Origin of the sequence: Okeania sp. SIO2C2 (assembly GCF_010692625.1) — a bacterium.
Taxonomy (GTDB): Bacteria; Cyanobacteriota; Cyanobacteriia; order Cyanobacteriales; family Microcoleaceae; genus Okeania; species Okeania hirsuta.
The window spans coordinates 1-16,463 of the sequence record NZ_JAAHGM010000104.1 but is presented as its reverse complement, the minus strand read 5'-3'; the positions used below and the strand labels follow the sequence as shown (position 1 = coordinate 16,463).

General features: G+C 36.7%; 16 protein-coding genes and 3 pseudogenes. 6 read left to right on the top strand and 13 right to left on the bottom strand.

What is annotated here, in order from left to right; translation table 11 throughout:
* Positions 1–152 precede the first annotated feature (152 nt).
* The 3 genes from F6K18_RS34490 to F6K18_RS34480 all read right to left on the bottom strand — a co-directional run bounded on the left by F6K18_RS34490 (position 153) and on the right by F6K18_RS34480 (position 2,334).
* Entirely contained in the window at positions 153–1,250 is a 1,098-nt protein-coding gene (locus tag F6K18_RS34490; protein ID WP_287527637.1) for an NAD(P)/FAD-dependent oxidoreductase, read from the bottom strand.
* Positions 1,251–1,311: 61 nt separating this feature from the next.
* Entirely contained in the window at positions 1,312–1,596 is a 285-nt protein-coding gene (locus tag F6K18_RS34485) for a hypothetical protein (RefSeq protein ID WP_287527636.1), read from the bottom strand.
* A 300-nt stretch (positions 1,597–1,896) separates the two neighbouring features.
* The gene (locus F6K18_RS34480) at positions 1,897–2,334 is read right to left on the bottom strand and encodes a M10 family metallopeptidase C-terminal domain-containing protein (RefSeq protein WP_287527635.1); all 438 of its coding nucleotides are present in this window, start codon (positions 2,332–2,334) and stop codon (positions 1,897–1,899) included.
* Positions 2,335–2,353: 19 nt separating this feature from the next.
* Between F6K18_RS34480 and F6K18_RS34475 the strand changes: the two are divergent.
* Positions 2,354–3,175, top strand: a pseudogene (locus tag F6K18_RS34475) (IS5 family transposase).
* Here F6K18_RS34475 and F6K18_RS34470 read toward each other — a convergent pair.
* The 5 genes from F6K18_RS34470 to F6K18_RS34450 form a co-directional block, all read right to left on the bottom strand.
* Complete coding sequence (locus F6K18_RS34470; protein WP_353735265.1) at positions 3,161–3,499, bottom strand: DUF6444 domain-containing protein; 339 nt, start codon at positions 3,497–3,499, stop codon at positions 3,161–3,163. The pseudogene F6K18_RS34475 and the gene F6K18_RS34470 sit on opposite strands and share 15 nt — an antisense overlap.
* A 45-nt stretch (positions 3,500–3,544) precedes the next feature.
* Entirely contained in the window at positions 3,545–4,465 is a 921-nt protein-coding gene (locus tag F6K18_RS34465; RefSeq protein ID WP_287527631.1) for a hypothetical protein, read from the bottom strand.
* Positions 4,466–4,597: 132 nt separating this feature from the next.
* Positions 4,598–5,356, bottom strand: a complete 759-nt coding sequence (locus F6K18_RS34460) for a DUF3226 domain-containing protein (protein WP_287527630.1) — start codon at positions 5,354–5,356, stop codon at positions 4,598–4,600.
* Complete coding sequence (locus F6K18_RS34455; protein ID WP_353735266.1) at positions 5,350–6,156, bottom strand: AAA family ATPase; 807 nt, start codon at positions 6,154–6,156, stop codon at positions 5,350–5,352. Before F6K18_RS34455 ends, F6K18_RS34460 begins: the two co-directional genes overlap by 7 nt.
* A complete protein-coding gene (locus F6K18_RS34450; protein ID WP_287527627.1) occupies positions 6,157–6,531 on the bottom strand; it encodes an AAA family ATPase in 375 nt (124 codons plus the stop codon).
* Between the two features lie 213 nt (positions 6,532–6,744).
* Here F6K18_RS34450 and F6K18_RS34445 point away from each other — a divergent pair, with 213 nt between their 5' ends.
* Complete coding sequence (locus F6K18_RS34445; RefSeq protein WP_287527625.1) at positions 6,745–7,254, top strand: hypothetical protein; 510 nt, start codon at positions 6,745–6,747, stop codon at positions 7,252–7,254.
* Positions 7,255–7,440: 186 nt separating this feature from the next.
* Here F6K18_RS34445 and aspS read toward each other — a convergent pair whose 3' ends face one another.
* The gene (aspS, locus tag F6K18_RS34440) at positions 7,441–9,228 is read right to left on the bottom strand and encodes an aspartate--tRNA ligase (protein WP_287527624.1); all 1,788 of its coding nucleotides are present in this window, start codon (positions 9,226–9,228) and stop codon (positions 7,441–7,443) included.
* Positions 9,229–9,297: 69 nt separating this feature from the next.
* On the opposite strand from aspS, the pseudogene F6K18_RS34435 reads away from it, so the two are divergent.
* The 3 genes and pseudogenes from F6K18_RS34435 to F6K18_RS34425 form a co-directional block, all read left to right on the top strand.
* Positions 9,298–10,454: pseudogene (locus F6K18_RS34435) on the top strand (RNA-guided endonuclease InsQ/TnpB family protein); the annotation flags it as partial.
* A gap of 384 nt (positions 10,455–10,838) precedes the next feature.
* Positions 10,839–10,964 carry a hypothetical protein gene (locus F6K18_RS34430; RefSeq protein ID WP_287527622.1) on the top strand — a complete coding sequence of 42 codons (126 nt, stop codon included), beginning with the start codon at positions 10,839–10,841 and terminating at the stop codon, positions 10,962–10,964.
* Positions 10,965–10,979: 15 nt separating this feature from the next.
* Entirely contained in the window at positions 10,980–11,177 is a 198-nt protein-coding gene (locus F6K18_RS34425) for a hypothetical protein (protein WP_287527620.1), read from the top strand.
* 819 nt (positions 11,178–11,996) lie between these two features.
* Here F6K18_RS34425 and F6K18_RS34420 read toward each other — a convergent pair.
* Complete coding sequence (locus F6K18_RS34420) at positions 11,997–12,263, bottom strand: hypothetical protein (protein WP_287527617.1); 267 nt, start codon at positions 12,261–12,263, stop codon at positions 11,997–11,999.
* Positions 12,264–12,836: 573 nt separating this feature from the next.
* On the opposite strand from F6K18_RS34420, the gene F6K18_RS34415 reads away from it, so the two are divergent.
* Positions 12,837–13,268, top strand: coding sequence for an NUDIX hydrolase (locus F6K18_RS34415; protein WP_124144366.1), 432 nt, complete (start codon positions 12,837–12,839; stop codon positions 13,266–13,268).
* 61 nt (positions 13,269–13,329) lie between these two features.
* On the opposite strand, the gene F6K18_RS34410 is transcribed toward F6K18_RS34415, so the two are convergent.
* From F6K18_RS34410 to F6K18_RS34400, 3 genes and pseudogenes are all read right to left on the bottom strand, one after another.
* Positions 13,330–13,986: an NYN domain-containing protein gene (locus tag F6K18_RS34410; protein ID WP_287527615.1), complete on the bottom strand. Its 657-nt coding sequence runs from the start codon at positions 13,984–13,986 to the stop codon at positions 13,330–13,332.
* 640 nt (positions 13,987–14,626) lie between these two features.
* Positions 14,627–15,835, bottom strand: coding sequence for a restriction endonuclease (locus F6K18_RS34405; protein ID WP_287527613.1), 1,209 nt, complete (start codon positions 15,833–15,835; stop codon positions 14,627–14,629).
* A gap of 435 nt (positions 15,836–16,270) precedes the next feature.
* Positions 16,271–16,463: pseudogene (locus F6K18_RS34400) on the bottom strand (ATPase); the annotation flags it as partial.

Sequence of the window (16,463 nt, the reverse complement as noted above, 5' to 3'; positions counted from 1 at the left end):
TCTTCCCATAATTATTGTCCTCATATTGCTGGCTATTCTATTCCACTATTTTAGTTGTGGAGCGTCCAGAACGTCTATTTTTGGCTGTCTGTTTTTAACGATCGCTTGTTTTTGGTTGTCTGTTTTTTGCGTTGGCGGAGCAAGTGCGGCAGCTATATCGCTTGTCTTAGCAAGAGTAACTTTTGACTGGCTATTCTAATGCACCATTTTAGATGAAACAGTCCAGTACGTTGTATACGACGCTTGTCATAGTTAGTAAGTGCAGTTTGTAAATCTGGAAAATTGTACAAATATGCAGCAAGTTCGTAAGCGTCTTCAAAAGTGGTATTAGCTCCTTGACCTCCTCCTGGTGACATCCCATGAACGGCATCCCCCAATAATGTCACCCTACCATAACTCCATTGCTTCAATGGCAGTCTTTCGCAGATTGGTGTTTCTAAAATGCTATCAGCATCAGTTGCTGCCATCATTTCTAATATTGGTTTCATCCAATTACAAAATTCTTTGAGAACCCGATACTTTGTTTCAGCAGCACTGGGAGAGACAAAAGATTCTGGAAATAGTTTACCAGCAGACCAGTTAATTTTCCCTTGACCTAGAGGGTACAAAATCATTGCAGTTTGTTCTCCTCTAATTATTAGACCTTCATCCGGTAACAGTAATTCGTCTCTATAGTCAACAATAGCACGCCAACACATACTACCAGCATAAGTAGGTTGCCCATCACCTATTAATATTTCTCTGACTCTAGAATTTATGCCATCAGCTCCAATAAGTAGGTCTACTTCAACAGTTTTTCCATTTTCAAATTTGGCAGTAACAGTATTTTCATTTTGCTCAAAACTGACGCAACGATGATTCAAGTGAATGACTTCTGATGGTAGTTCTGATGCTAGAATATGTTGCAAATGCCACCACCAAATAGCAAATGTTAGGTCTTGATCTTTTGGCATCATGGGAGTTTTGGTCGTCCAAACTGTTTCTCCAGTACTTGTTTTCAAGGTTGTTCTCTGCACTTGAAAACCCAAACGTCTTAGTTTATCTACTAAACCAGGTTTAATTGCATCCAGACATCTCAAACCATTAGGTTTTAAAGATACACCCGCTCCTACTGGACGAAATTCTCTCGCCTTTTCATAGACATGGGCATCAATACCTTGTTTTCTCAGAGCGATCGCTGTTGCTAAACCACCAATACCTCCACCGATAATGGCAACATTCTCCACAACAGGTTTTGACATTTCTCTCATTTTGCTTGTTTCCTTTTTGTTGGTATTTTTTGTTATAGTGCAACTGTTTCTTGCCAAGGTTTCAGACGCGACCCTGAATTTGGCTGATAATCATATACCCAATCTCGAAAGTTATCAGATTTCTGCCGTGATTGTTGATTTGTTTGTTGAGTAGGTTGATAATAGCGTTTTTCACCCTCATAGCTTGACTTCTGTCTAACTGTAAGAACTGCATTATTGAGGATTCACTAAGTTCTACAGCATGAAATTTAAAAAAATCTCTTAGGTCAATCTCATAAGCTTTTCTAGTATGAGGCGATCGCTTATTGGCGACCATCTCCTGCCACAAACTCTGTTCCTGTTCCAACTGACTTACTTATACTTGCCAATTGTCGCTTTTAGTAGATACAATGGACATAATTTGGATGATGGGTTAAGATTAATTAACTATCACCTAATAAATAAGTAATAATACTCAAGTATTATTACTTATGCACTTTATTTTGTCAAGGAAATAAATTACTAAAAAACTAAACTGGACAAATAGGTCTAGGCAAATCATAATTACAAAAAGTAACAAGTGTTTGCTGAAATAGAAACTTTGGCACAAAAAAAAGGGCTATTAAGCCCTGAAGATTAATTTACATTTGAACTATTTTCTGACAAGTTAAAAGAAATCTGCTGAAGTCAACCCTGTTGCCCTGTTAAGTATAGCTATCCGTTCTCCAGTAGCAGTAACTTCTAGTAATGTACTCCCACTACTTTCTGTAAGAGTTAAATCAGTAAATGCTAAATCAGATAATAGTATCTTATCGGCTCCTATTTGAAAATCCGTAATTATATCAACGCCCTCGGTATTACCAAGTATAAAAAGGTCATTACCATTACCACCCTCAAGAAAGCCACAACCACTGCCACCGTTAAGGATGTCATTGCCATCTGCACCGACAAGTTTGTCACGGCCACTACCACCGATAAGGATGTCATTGCCACTACCAGCGTTCATATTGTCATTGCTGCTACCACCGATAAGGATGTCATCGCCACCATCACCGTTAAGAGGCTGTTTGTAAAGTTTTGTGAGATAAAGCGATCGCCTTAACACAAAATGATGATTATAATGATTGTCTCTCCTATGTAAAGAAAAAACTATCAAGCGTGACCTAACTGATGGACAGTGGGAAAATTTACAGCCTCTGATTCCTCCACCTAATTTGGGTGGTAGGTCTAGAAGTGTTGATATACGAGAAGTGATTAACGGTATTTTCGTTGCTTTACACAACGGTTGTACATGGCCGCAGGTTCCTCATGATTTACCACCTTGGCAGACAGTGGCTACTTACTTTTATCGTTGGCAACGTAATGGAGTATGGAAACAAATCAATGACACCAGAGCGAAAAAAAGTGAGAATTAAACAGGGCACAACTGAAGAACCATCGGCAGCTATCATTGATTCACAGTCAGTAAAAACGACGGAAAAAGGGGGGTGCGTGGTTATGATGCGGGCAAAAAGATCAAAGGCAGGAAACGACACATTTTAGTTGATACCCAAGGGTTGTTGTTAACTGTAGTAGTACACTCAGCTCAGATACAGGATCGCTTCGGGAGCCAAATCTGTATTTCTTCAAGCTAAACATGATGCCCCAAATCTGAAAATTGTTTGGGCAGATCAAGGCTACCGAGGAAAACTGGAGAAATCAGTGCCAATGGTTTGTGGGTGTAAACTCCCTATTGTTAACAGAACTGAAAAAGGGTTTAAAGTTTTACCCAGACGTTGGGTAGTGGAAAGAACTTTTGCGAGGGCGTGGCCGTAATCGTAGACTTTCTTGCATATTATGAAGAATATTCTCAAAACAGCGAAGCCTTTATTCATATTTCAATGATTCGTTTAATGCCCAAACGTTTAGCGTTGGCGGAGCAAGTGTGGCAGCTATATCGCTACTAATACTTCATAATTATTTAAAAACAGCCTCTGACCTTGATGACCCAGTTGCCCTCCCCGCTTTTTTCCCGTTGGTTTCTTTTTCTTTCCCTGCTGCCGATTGGGGGGGTCTGAAGTTGGTGGACTGTGGGAGTTCCTTGAGTTCCGGTCGAGCTTCTTTCTCAGTTGCTGGTTCTCGATTTCTAATTCTTTGAGAAGTTGGAACAACGGCTCTACTTGCTCTACCTTCAGGATTAACTGCACCACTATCCTTCTGACGCTGACCGGGGTCTGCTCCCAATCGTCGCCATCAATTCCTGGTATCGACCGTAGGTGCTGCTCATCCATGCCTCTCAGATTACCAGATTTCGTTCCCCCCCTGAACGGTTACGGTTAAATCAAGCTTCCGGTAAACAATCCTGAACTATCACCTAAGGCTAAAAAAGCAATTTGTTCATTAACATGATTGATTTCTGTATCAAAAGATTGGTCTTCATAGACTCTGGCTTCAAATCCTGAATTGCTAATTGATCCTAAGCGAATGTTGGCAGGATCAAGACCAAAATATGAACCGAGTTTGGCAAAGACGATGGGGATTTCATTGAAAGCTTGTTCAAAATTAACGGTTTCTGGAATATCTGTATGGGTGCTTTCCGTTAACCCTCCTTGCAAGAGAGTATCTCCATCATTACCCATGCCTTGGTCAATGGCTAACCATCCAATCGTTTCTGTTAGATGAGATCCACCATTTAAGGCTTCTTCTTCCTGCATAGTTAGGTCAAAACTATTAGCCGTCATATTTTTGGTACGAGTAGTCACCCAGTCTGTTCCATTGTAAGTTTGGACTTGGGTGAGCAGGGTAGGAGTTTGGTCAAATTCAGAGAGAGCAACAGTCTCAAATCCCTGAGAGGAGAGTAAATTCGAGTTTTGTGTTCCTGCTGAAATTCGGGTGCCATCACTCAGTTCCCAGTCTCCAGCTTCTACCACTAAATAAGAGACGGTTTCTGGAAAAACATGAATATCATCTTTATAGTTAACTTCTTGAATTCTTAGTTCAAAAGAGTTTCCAGTGACATTCTGTAAGCGAACAGTTGCTGGATCTGGTCCATTGAGGGTGGGGTCAGAAACGATGACGACAGGGTTAATGTAGTTCTGATTAAGAGTAATGGTTTGCCAATTGTGGTTAAGATTGGTGAGGGTTCCATATTCTCCGATGGTTTCTTGTGGAGGTTCAATTTCACCTCGACCAAACTTTTGAGTATAGTATTGCAGCTTTTTTTGAGTCTGTGTTAAATTAAGCCAAAATGCTGACAATATTCATAACAAAATTGCAGCTTTTTTTTGAGCCTGTATTAAATTAAGCCAAAATGCTGACAATATTCATAACATAATGATAAACAACTCAATGTTGACTAGAAATAAATTAGCTACGAAAATATCGGTTAGTTATAAAAGGTCTATTAAAAATTTTCGGAGTTTTTTTAATGATTCTACTTCTTCAATAGTTTTGTTACTAACCCAATCATTATCTGCGATACTGGTTGTATTTGTTTTTCCTGGTTTTAAAACACTAACTATTGTAGCAATTAAAGCTTTTTTATCGTCAAAAGGTTTCCATTTCAGAGGTTTAGATTTTTTCTCTTCTTCAGAAAAGTTATCTAGATATAATTTAGCTCTTTTCATATATTCTGGATAAGCTATTTCTCCACATTCACATAGCAAAGTATCTAAAACTCCTTTAGAAAGATTATCTGGTAATACATAAATACCTGTTCTAGGAATATTTTGATCTACAACGCCTGGTTGTTCAGGAAAATTAGGGAAAGACTCTTTGAGTCTTTCACGATATTCTGCTACTACTTTTTCAGGAGTATTTTTATCAGCATCAGCAATAATTCCAAATGCTGTTATATCGGTTTGATATTCAGGATAAATACAGAATGTATCATCTAAATTTTCAGCAAGATTACTACCTTTACCAACATAAATAGCTACAGATAAACTATCATTAAATAGAATAGAAGGCATATTTAATCGCGTGTACAACTTTCCATTGTTCGGATAAGTAGGAATAAATTTTTTCCAGAAATGGTCTAAATTTGATTCATTTCCGTCAATTTTTTTCAAACCTAAAAGTTTTAATAAATTGCTTACTAATGCTTGATCGTGATTACCTTCTACGGCAATAATTGAATATTTTACCATCTTACTTCCAGACCTAAATTTTCTCTAACTCTACCTAGTTTTGGTTGGTCAATTCTAACTGTTTTAGTTTGCATATCTTTTTGATATAAACGATATAAAACTAAGTCATTTGTTGACTCACTAGCATCCAACATTGCATCGACAGTTTCTAGACTATGGGTAGTAGCAAATAATTGTATATTCATTTTCCTACACCACTTAACTAACCAAGAAAATGAAGGAACTAATGCTTCAGTATGAATAGCAGTTTCTAGTTCATCAATTAGCAAAATACCGTCTTTTAATTTTGCTACATTTAAAGCTATAAAAAGTAACCGACGAACACCATCGCCAAAAGCACTTAGAGGAGTAATACCTAATGTTTTATGAATTACATAAAGGCGAGAATTTTTACCTGTGGGGTCGAGGATTTCTAAATCAATAATGTCTGAATCTATCATTGAAATTAATTCTACTACTTCTTGTTTAAAACCTTGGAAAGTTGTCTGGGTGAAAAGTTTAGATAAAGGTTCAATTTTATGGGAAATAGAGGTTATCATATTAACTGATAACTTAATTGTTGAACTTTTAGCACGATTCAGTAATCCTTCATTTTCCATTATTATAAATTCTCTTGATTCTCGGTATCGCTTATAACTAGAATGCTCTTTTTCTTCATCTATTGTATTTACTTCTTGTTTTGTAGTCACTTCTAGTATTAAATTTGCACCACGCCGAATTTCATTATTATCAAAATCTATCTCATCAATCAGATTTTCTCGATCATATTCTTCATTACTATTTTCTGTAGTACCCCATATTTATTCAAATTCTTCATAAATTGCTTTTGATTCTACTACACCAAAACTATTGGCATAAGCAAAAGAATTACCACTACCAGAAACAAAAGTTTCTCCTTGATAAAAATCATCTGGATTATTTTCACTATTTTGAGGAAATAACCACTTAAGAGATTCTAATTTTGATTTACGGGAAAATTTAATTTCTCTTCGCCAAGCAGTATTTATCCATTCCAAAGGATCTAAAGGATTGCAGTATGTAGAAATCGCTTCTAAAACACTTGTTTTACCTGAATTATTAACACCAACTAATAAATTTATTTGACCTAATTCTTCCAATGTCAAATCTCGCAAACCACGGAAACGATGAATAGTTAAATTATCAATATTTCTCATAAATCTAAAAATATTTATCCGATCATTCCAACAATAAGAAACCGAGTAAGTGGGCCAACCTTAGCCTAGTTCAATCCCCATCTGCCATTACTATGCAGAAGTCCCATATTTTTTTCTCAACAGTAGCAAATATAACATTATTATTTAGCTCAGTAAATAATATATAGATAGATATAATTCAATTATAATAAAAACTATAGTGCTAGAGTAAAAATGACTATTATTACAACTAGAGAAGCAGCTTTTTTATTAGGTATCTGTTGTCAACGAGTCAGAGTCTTACTTTCTCAAAAAAGAATTAAAGGTGCTTATAAACATAACGGATTTTGGCAAATACCTCTTTATGGCAAAATGCCTGTGGTTATACCGGGAAGGAGAGGTCCGAAAGGTGTCTGGTGTCATCACAAACGAAAGAAGCCGACCATAGTTCATGTTAATCAACATAAAATTAGAAAAAATGGAGATAGGATAAGACATGATCCTCTAATGACTCCCGACCAATTAATACCAGTAGTCTGCTTGAAGCAGACAAATCGTAACGATTTTGGTTATCAGATGATTCTTGACGGTCCGTGTCGTATAGTTTATCGGCCTTACGAACCCTTGGATTGTGGAGCGCATTTGTGGATTGAGACATACGAGCCTGTACAGTTTGTGGATACTCAGTTTAAACCTTTTGCAGCTAGACGAAGTTATAAAAATGTCAAACGTCAATATGGTTAAGTACTTTAGTTGCAGTTGTTAGACTTCCTTTTTCCGCAGAGCTTGAAACTGTTGACTTAAGGTTATAGCAGTAGTCAAAAAGGTGATAATTTACAGAAAACCTGAAACGGCAGAATGCTCAGAAGCAAAATTCTGCCTTTCTGTTTGTCATGCTACGCAAACAGCTCTCGCTGCCTTTTGCTATAACTAAGACTTTGGTTTAGAAATTGAACTAACGTGTAATTCTTTCAATTGCTTTTTATCAACTTCAGACGGTGCATTTGTTAGCAAACATTTAGCCTGCTGAGTCTTCGGAAATGCAATTACATCTCGAATTGACTCTTCACCAGCTAACAACATCACCAATCGGTCTAAACCATAAGCAATACCACCGTGAGGAGGAGTACCATATTCAAACGCTTCCAACAAAAAGCCAAACTTATTATCTGCTTCCTCATCAGATAAACCAATAGCTTCAAATACTTTTTCCTGCACATCCCGTTGATATATCCGCAGACTACCACCGCCGATTTCATAACCATTAAAAACTAAATCATAAGCCTGTGCTCGTGCAATTTTCAAGTCATTAATATCATCTGGGTGAGGTGCAGTAAATGGGTGATGTAAAGCTTCCAAACGTTTTTCATCCTGATTCCATTCAAACATAGGAAAATCTGTCACCCACAATAAACTAATTTTATCGCGGTCAATTAATCCCAATTCCTCACCTACCACTAACCGCAAACGATCTAAGGTTTTATTCACAGTACTTGCGTCATCCGCAGCGAATAATAGCAAATGACCTGGTTTTGCACCCGTGCGTTCTAACAACTCCTGTTTCTGTTCGTCGGTGAGATTATCTTTGATAGCTCCAATAGTATCTATTTTGCCTTTCTCTTTGACACGAATATAAGCCAAACCTTTAGCTCCTGCTTCACTTGCTTCTTTAAATAAATCGCCACCTGGTTTAATTCTCACATTGGAGATAGAATCGTTACCTCCAGGAATAGGCAGCACTTTCACTATCCCACCAGCAGCAACTGCTCCAGAAAATACTTTGAAGCCAGAATCTTTTACTAAGTCAGAGACATTTACCAATTCTAAGCCAAACCGAATATCTGGTTTATCACTGCCGTAACGATCCATTGTTTCTGCATAAGTCAAGCGAGGAAATGGTAGAGGTAAATCTACACCTTTGACTTTCTCAAAAATATATCCCACCAACTTCTCATTTAATTGGATAATTTCCTCCTGAGACATGAAACTCATTTCCATATCTAACTGAGTAAACTCTGGCTGTCTATCCGCTCGCAAATCTTCATCTCGGAAACAACGAGCGATTTGATAGTAACGGTCAAAACCAGAAACCATTAACATTTGTTTGAAAAGTTGGGGAGACTGAGGTAGGGCAAACCACTCCCCTGCATGAACGCGACTAGGAACCAGATAATCCCGCGCACCTTCAGGAGTAGAGCGAGTGAGAATGGGAGTTTCGACTTCAATGAAATTTTCTTGGTCTTCCAGGAAACGACGGATCGCTTTGATAACTTCATGACGTAGTTGCAGATTTTTAGTCATACGCTCCCTTCTCAAATCTAAGTAGCGATATTTGAGCCGCAACTCTTCCCGGACAGATTCTGTTTCAGCAGTGGAAACTTGAAATGGTAATTGTTTCCCTAAACTATTCAACAGTTGAATATCATCAGCGTAAATTTCTATTTCCCCAGTAGGAAGTTTGGGGTTGAGAGATTCTTCCGGACGACGACTAACTCTACCTGTAATTTGCACAACATATTCATTGCGAATATCTCCAGCTATTTGATATGAGTCAGGAGTCCGCTCTGGGTCACTAACAATTTGGACAATTCCTGTGCGATCGCGCAAATCTAAAAAAATTACCCCCCCATGATCCCGACGACGGTCTACCCATCCACAGAGGTTTACAGTTTCTTCAATATTATTACTATTTAGTTGGCCGCAATAATAGGTTCGCATAATTATCTAAATTACAAATTTAGCTAAAAAATAAATTTTATCATTATATTACTGGGATGCCCGTAAATCATTAATAATTTTAGGTTAAATTCGGATTTAACAAAAGTCGAAAAAGCATACCAATTCAGGTTCTATCCAAACCCAGAGCCGGAAAATCTGCTACGGAGAACTTTGGGGTGCGTTCGACTAATCTACAACAAAGCTTTAGCGGTGAGAACTCAGGCGTGGTATGAACAACAACAGCGAATAGGATATAAGGAAACTTCGGCCATGCTGACCAACTGGAAAAAGCAGGATGACTTAGGATTCCTCAGCGAAGTAAGTTGTGTGCCACTCCAACAAAGTCTCAGGCATTTACAAACAGCTTTTACGAACTTTTTTAGTGGACGGGCTAAAACCCTAACTTTAAGAAAAAGCGCAATGGTGGTAATTCTGAGTTCACAAAGTCCGCATTTAAGTGGAAAGATGGTCAAGTATATTTAGCTAAGTGTGCTGAACCATTGCCTATTAGATGGATGTAGACAACTACCACCAGGTTGTGTACCAAGCACAATTACCGTAAAACTTGACCCATCTGGTAGGTGGTCTGTATCTTTGAGAATTAATGATACTAGAGATTTGAGCCTCAAGCCACTTAAAAAACAGATAGGCATTGACTTAGGAATTACCAGTCTATTAACGACCAGTGATGGAGAAAAATTTGCTAACCTAAAGAACCATTATAAGTTACACAAAAAATTAAGGTTAGCCCAAAAATCACTTTCTCGTAAAACAAAAGGCTCTAATAACTATCACAAAGCTAGAATAAAAGTAGCTAAGATACACGCAAAAATCAAAGATTCCAGGCTAGACTACGCCCATAAACTGACAACCCAACTAATCAGAGAAAATCAAACTGTTGTAGTAGAGGATTTGGCAGTAAAAAACATGGTCAAAAAGCGGTGCGACCCCGCGACGACGCCAGCTCGCTTGCGGAACGCGCACCAAGAGACCATAAATTAGCCAGAGCTATTAGTGATTCTAACTGGGGAGAATTAGTCAGGCAATGAGAGTATAAAGCTAAATGGTATGGACGGGAATTAATCAAAATTGACAGATATTTCCCTAGTTCTAAACGTTGCTCTAATTGTGGTGATGTAGTAGAGAAATTGCCTCTAAATATCAGGGAGTGGGATTGTCAGTCCTGTGGTACTCACCATGACCGCGATATTAACGCAAGTATAAATAGGGTTTGCTGATGGGAACCCGCGTCGGTGTCAGACGCAAGGGAACGCCCACGCTCGAAGGCTGCGGGACTCGCAGTTTTAGTCTGTGGAGCGACTGTAATATCATGTCCGGTTGAACAGTGATAAATAAATAACTACGGAGTCCTCAGGAGTCAGTCCTCAGGAGTCAGGAGGGAAGAAAGAAGAAGGAAGAAGAAGAACAGGAGAAGAAGGAGAGAGTTTTCTGATCACTAATTATCCGGACATGATATAAGAAGTAAACCCCGGAAGGCAGGTGCATTGAAGCAGAAAGCCCCTAAAGCGCGATCTTAGGGAATCCCGCGCTGTCTCGTAGAGCAGCGTCGAGAGGATGTCAATCAGGATGTCTACAAAAAAATCAGTGCTGTGGGGGAAGAATTACCAATTATCAAACGGGATGGTAGGGTAGTTGCTCAAGGATGGAAGGACTCACAATTTGCTGTAGTTCGTAATGAAGAGAAAGAAATTGGCGTTCGCGGAGCGTGGCGTTAGCAATATCGCTACTTATTGCCCTATGAAACTCCCAGTCCTCAAGAATCAAAAATTCCTATAGAATTATTGAAAGCTCACGATGTAATAGCAGATGAGTTTTCAGGAGTTATTGATACTATGATTCTCCAATATGAAAATGATATCAATATTGCCATGTTCCACTCTGATGAGGTGAATAGACTTGTCGCTTTAATAAATTTTCTAATTCTTTAAGAAATTTAAATAGTCGATTTCCTATCTATTCTTTTACTGAATACCAAACTAATTTAGGCGTTGGTAAATCACAGGATGAAATTTGTAGGGACAATTCCCCTGTGGTTGTCAATCATTAACCTGGGTAGGAACGAGAACGCTACCCCAAAATATAAATCATCCTGTCAATTACCAATGCCCGATTTCCTATCTATTCTTTTACTGAATACCAAACTAATTTAATTACAGCGCTTTTCAGATTGATAAACCACATCGTCATAACCAAAACCAAGGGCGCAATTCGGAGCTTTGCGTTAGCAAATGGCATTCGCCCCTACTGTGGTCTACTGAAATGAAAACCGCTGTAAAAGTTGATTTATAAAGATAATCTAAAGAAAGTCTTGTCCAAGTATAACAGTACGCACTAAAGTTAGGACAGCTCTAAAACTTCAAAATCTTATAGGTAATAGTTTTTACCGAAGAATTAATAATTAAATAATTCACGCCTTGAAGCCTCCCCTTTCAAGGGGTAAAAAATAAATTTTTTCCTTGAGCGTCAATCCTCTCCCTTTTAGGGAGAGGTAATTATCCATGATCCATTATCTATTAATGAACATAGCTGTTTGCTGAGTGCTGTTTGCGGAGCATGACTTAGGAAATACTTATAGCTATAACATTCAGTGAAGCAATGATTTATGTCACTTTGATTCACCTAAGGTCAGGGGATTAGCTAATTTAAGATTTACTTTATAAACCAGATATTAGCTTCAAAGAAAGGTTGGGAAAATTATTATGGCTAGTCAAAAGAGCAGGAAATTTGCTCAAGAAAAATCTCAAAAATCAGAGAGGAACGATAAATCCAGAAATAAATCGAATCAGTAAATCATGAAAAGATTCAGGCTCTGACTTGTGCCAATATTCATCAACTAAATTTTTTTCACTTTTTATAGCTTTGATTTTTACTTTTTTGTTTAAATGTTTCTTCGGTTTGATCTGCTGAGTTTTTTTTTGCTCAGTATGGATGAGAATATACTTTTGCTCAGTATAGATAAGAGTAGACATAGAAATACCTCCTTGACTTGAAAAAAAGTCTTTTTCTTTTGTCATTAGGAGAAGAGAAATTTATTTCTATGTACCTAGCACTATTTTTTTTGTTGTTTTTTGTTAATGACTTGAGTGCAAGGTATTAATTCCTCTTCTCTATACTTATCTAGTATACCATTTGAATAAATATTTTCTATAAATTCCTGCTCCCTTTTCCCTATAAATCACAGCTTTGTAACATTTTTTCATCTAAATATCAAATTTCATGCATTTTTGCTACATTTTTTTAAGAGCAGGGAGTAGGGAGTAGGAGCAATATATAAATAATTGCTAAAAACATTAACAGGACTTATGCAAAAGACGAAATTATACACCATTTTTAGGTGTGAACGGCCGTTAACTATATGTGATAGTTATGGGTAAGTCCCGATTAATTAACCATTATTACTTAATAACTGAAGTTTTCAATAAAAATAACATTATTTTTAAGAATTGTTCTAATACTAATTAGACCATAAAAATCAAGTATATCACTAAGTTTTTAACATTATTAAGTGTCTAATTTAAACATAAAGTTCCTTGGCAATTGGTATTTAGTCAGATAAAATTCAAAATGATTGTTTCTCAAAAATTAACATGGCATATCGCAACCCTACTCCGACCGTTGACATTATTATTGAATTAACTAATCGACCGGGGCGGCCTATTATACTGATCGAACGTCAAAACGAACCTTTTGGTTGGGCAGTTCCTGGTGGGTTTGTTGACTATGGAGAATCTGTCGAAACTGCAGCGCGACGAGAAGCAAAAGAAGAGACCAGTTTAGAAGTAGAATTAATCGAACAATTTTATGTTTATTCTGACCCCAGTCGCGACCCTCGTCAACACACTATGAGTGTTGTATTTATTGCCACTGCTACTGGAGAACCAAAAGCAGCCGATGATGCAAAAAATTTAGCTTTGTTTGAATCTTGGCAAATTCCCCAAGACCTCTGTTTTGACCACGACCGTATTCTCCGAGATTATTTACAGTATCGTCATTATGGTATTAGACCGAGAGTCAAGTGATATTATGAATGTTTACTTCCTGCTTCTTGCGGAACTGTCGGCAGCACTCCGTCCACAGGCATCAACGGTCAAGCTGACCGCATCTCTCGCTCTTTATATATGTTTCGATTTTAGGCATTGGATACTTATTTTTCAGTTCTGGAGACGACCATTTATAGTAATCAAAAAATGACAATGGGATGTAAGAATCAGCCGCATATTTCAGCTCTGATGAAGTTGAACGAACTTCAGAAGATAAATATACAATCATTCCCATATTAACTAAACTTTCAACAAGTGGTTTAAAATCCTTATCTCCAGATAGTAAAACTGCTTTTGTCATATTATTACCCATAGCATGATTCATCATATCTACTGTGAGCATAATACCAGCTTCTTTTTGAGATTTTTTTGTCAAATTCCCTAGCTTAACGTGATCTTCTTCTAAAGAACGAATTTGATTAAAATAATCTTTTTGTTGAGATACACGTTCTTCAAAATCTATTTTTTCCTCATACTTACCTTGAATCCGATCTATATAGTCATAATAGAAAACTTTTCGAGCATCAAAAAAATTTTTGATGGCATTAAAATCAATATTAATATTCTCGTCTTCGACTTCATTTCCAAACCATTTAGCAGTGGAGTCTATATAACTTTTTCTGAGGTAACTTCCATCTATAAATAAATAAGTTACTTTTGAAGATTGTAGTTCGGTAGGATTATGAGTATTTGACATTTTTGACAATAAATCTATATTTTTTAGTTTAACTTTAGATTACCGAATCATTAATAATTAATAATTATTAATTAAATAATTCAGGTTAAAAGCCTCCCCTTTCAAGGGGAAAAAGCGGTCGTTTGCGGAGCATTCCGTTAGGATGGGATGGCGTTTGCTACCGCAAAGCTTTCCGTTCCGGAATGCTACCGCAAACGCTAACAGCGGAGCGGCTCTGATAAGAGCGGGTTTCCTCGCCATATCCAATCGACCAAGAGAAAAGTGCTAGGACATTTCCTTATATTCAATTCCGTAACGGTTTTAACCAGAGGTAATTATCAATTATCCATTATCCATTAATGAAATATATTGTAGCTATTTAATACCAATTCCCAAAACTAATGCTATACTTAGACGACACTTCAATTATTAAGTAATTAAAAAGGGCAGATGGAACCTTTTTGATAATTATTAGCCAGGAGCGTATTAATTATTCATATTTTTACTTCTCTGTAGGGACGTTGCATGCAACGTTCCTACCTCCGACCCTACTACCCTGCTCTGAAATAGATAAAGTTTTTGATAAAAAGTATCACATACCCTTTAGCTAAAAAATCTCTTACTTAAGATTAACTTAACAAAATACTATAAGTGTCAAGCATCAATCAACATCTTTGATTAATTCTTCTAAAAAAGATTGACCAGCTTTTTCCAAATTAGAGTCAAGAGCAAATGTCAAACTACGCAATCTTACTTGACTTTCACCAACTAATTGATTGATGGAATTAGTTAATTTTTGAGGATAAACCAAAATAGCTTCGTGACATTTTTTATAAGTTGCATAGGCTACCACTTGATGAATATCATCTGGCGATGGTCTGGCATCTAACTTATATTTAGTATCAAGAATATAAACAACCTTACGAGTTTTTACTTCATAAATAACTAAATCGATTCGACAATAAATTTCATCATCAATAATATCTACTTTTTCTTGCTCTTGAACTCTTAAATTTGAGGGTAGATTAATTTTTAACCATTCAGCTACAAATTTTTCATAGAGTTTAGCCATATCTATTAAAAAAGGTAACATTGAGTAATTACCCTGCTGATGACTAGCTCCAATATTATCTAAAAAAAATCGACATAAAGCGTGTAAAGTTTGATAATCTTCGTTTAAACGATGATATTTTATGTTTACACAATCACTAGATTTAAAAGGCTGTAAATTTACTAAATTTTGCAAAATATGAAAAGCTTTTGCCACTGTTGGAGCAACATTTTCAGAACAGAAACCACTACGACCAATCATAAATAAAGTCCAAGCCAAAATTTGATTATCGGGAATATTAGCAGTATATTCTTGATAATCGCATTTCAACCTAACATCCCAGGGTTTTTGCATAACTTGCTGCATATTTAACCGCCCCCGAATATAAGTTAAATTTTCTGTTTTTGGCAGATAAGTGCGATAAAAACCTTTTCGACCCCGGTCTAATATTTTTTGAACCAGAATATTAGCTAAACAGTTGTAAAATTCCTGTAGAGACTCACAGTTAACTAAACCATCTAAGAAACGAAAACTTTTGAGATTGTAGACATATTCCAACATTCCAAATAGGTTATGAAGTGGTACTTTTGGTTTGAGAATGATGTGAAAATCTGGAATTATAGGAATATAACCAACCCATCCTTGAGATGTAAATTGCCATTTGTTCTTGGTTTTAGGAGTCGGAAATTCAACTTTAATATTTTTGCCTTTTTTGTCGTATTCTTGCCATAATTTAGTAGCAATATCATAGTCAATTTGATCTGATGGAAACTGGCGAGGTTTATATTCAATAATTTCGATGATTTGAGGAGATTTCATATTGGAAAAAAGCAACCATAACAAAGATTTTTACAGGAAGAGATGTTTGGAGAAGTGTCTATCTAATTTAGGACTTATGCAAATAAACCGGGTTTTTAGGATAAATCATTGTTTTTAACAATAAACATTGGCAAAAAAACCGGTTTCTGAGGTAGCCTGCGTAAGTCCTGTTATAGTAGAACTTGTATGAGAATTTAGCAAATATTGGTATGGGATTAATATAGTTAAAATTCACATCGTTAGCGGAGCTTTGCGTCAGCAATTTCTCTATACAATACTTGTAGATAATTATATCAGGACTTACGCCAATTCTTAGACAAGACTCTACTCGTAGGGGGCGTTAGCGCAGCTTTGCGTTAGCAAATGCCATTCGCTCCTACAGATGGTGTATATTTTCTTATGTTGTGTAATTCCTGAATTATTAATTATTAATTATTAATTGTTAATTGCTGAAGACATCCGATTTTGAATTTTATCCCACCGAAAATTATCGACTTTTCCTGGTTGAGCAAAGAAATATTCCTCTAAATATGGTTCAATTTCCATTTGCCAAATATCTTGTATTTCCTCTGCAATATTTTCTCGGAGAAAGAAAGAAACACCGACTTGATAATTAGGGTCGTTTATT

Excerpts from the sequence above, each read along its gene's own strand:
- F6K18_RS34490 (WP_287527637.1), bottom strand. The coding sequence starts at position 1,250 with ATGAGAGAAATGTCAAAACCTGTTGTGGAGAATGTTGCCATTATCGGT.
- F6K18_RS34470 (WP_353735265.1), bottom strand. The coding sequence starts at position 3,499 with ATGGATGAGCAGCACCTACGGTCGATACCAGGAATTGATGGCGACGAT.
- F6K18_RS34460 (WP_287527630.1), bottom strand. The coding sequence starts at position 5,356 with ATGGTAAAATATTCAATTATTGCCGTAGAAGGTAATCACGATCAAGCA.
- F6K18_RS34450 (WP_287527627.1), bottom strand. The coding sequence starts at position 6,531 with ATGAGAAATATTGATAATTTAACTATTCATCGTTTCCGTGGTTTGCGA.
- F6K18_RS34445 (WP_287527625.1), top strand. The coding sequence starts at position 6,745 with ATGACTATTATTACAACTAGAGAAGCAGCTTTTTTATTAGGTATCTGT.
- aspS (WP_287527624.1), bottom strand. The coding sequence starts at position 9,228 with ATGCGAACCTATTATTGCGGCCAACTAAATAGTAATAATATTGAAGAA.
- F6K18_RS34420 (WP_287527617.1), bottom strand. The coding sequence starts at position 12,263 with ATGACAAAAGAAAAAGACTTTTTTTCAAGTCAAGGAGGTATTTCTATG.
- F6K18_RS34415 (WP_124144366.1), top strand. The coding sequence starts at position 12,837 with ATGGCATATCGCAACCCTACTCCGACCGTTGACATTATTATTGAATTA.
- F6K18_RS34410 (WP_287527615.1), bottom strand. The coding sequence starts at position 13,986 with ATGTCAAATACTCATAATCCTACCGAACTACAATCTTCAAAAGTAACT.
- F6K18_RS34405 (WP_287527613.1), bottom strand. The coding sequence starts at position 15,835 with ATGAAATCTCCTCAAATCATCGAAATTATTGAATATAAACCTCGCCAG.